At 43.2% G+C, this 807-nt stretch carries 1 protein-coding gene; it reads right to left on the reverse strand.

Annotation, left to right across the window (positions count from 1 at the left end; all coding sequences use genetic code 11):
* Positions 1–712: hypothetical protein (locus tag ACWHAR_RS25705; RefSeq protein ID WP_452088258.1), on the reverse strand; the 712-nt coding region annotated here is incomplete at its 3' end.
* Positions 713–807 lie beyond the last annotated feature (95 nt).

Below are 807 nucleotides of genomic sequence, written 5' to 3' on the forward strand. Positions count from 1 at the left end.
AAGTTGCCCCAACGAATACCAATTCAAGCAAAAAGACGGTAAACACGCAGTACATCAGGTCAAACCGCGGTTTTTCGCTTTTTTCATAAATTGATTGAATCAATGTAAAAGTGCCGAAGGTCAATCCCATAAAGATGACGATCGAGAGAATCACCGTCGCGGCCGTGAAGTTGATAATCGCGAAAATCATCCACAGAGCGGCGGGGACGATAAACGGAACCAGTAAAGAGCCGTACTTTGCCGTGATATCGAAAAATGAAGCTTTATACCTGAGCATAAAATTCGATACAGCCCAGCTCGCTGCCGCCATCCAAAACATGAAAGCCATGCAGTAGATAAACACAACCAAAAACACTTCCATAAACGGCACCGACACGCCGAACCCGAGAATTCTCCCCCGGCCCGCAAGCAGCTGATAAAAGTTGCCGAGCGAAAAGAAAACAGCTAAAAGCGTCATTGAAATAACGGAATACTTAAAATAAGACCGGTCATAATCAAGTGCAGTGCGCACCGGGGACTTTAAAATATCGAGCACAAAGCTGAAATAACGGAACAAAGCGGCAATCACACTCTCCATCACCGATTTGACTTTTGCTGCAGACGGATTCGTCTCCTTGCTCTTCTTCGCTTTTTTCCGGGAATTCCTCGACATCCTCGAAGCAGGTTCTTGTTCTATATCATCTTCGTTTCGTTTGTGATGTTCTTCAATCATATAAGCAACTCCTCTTCTATTCAAAAGCTTTACATAAATGAAAAGCACTTTTATAAATTACATAAGCTGTGTGAAACAGTCAAGACAAACCTCTT

This window comes from Bacillus sp. LR--39 (assembly GCF_053613335.1).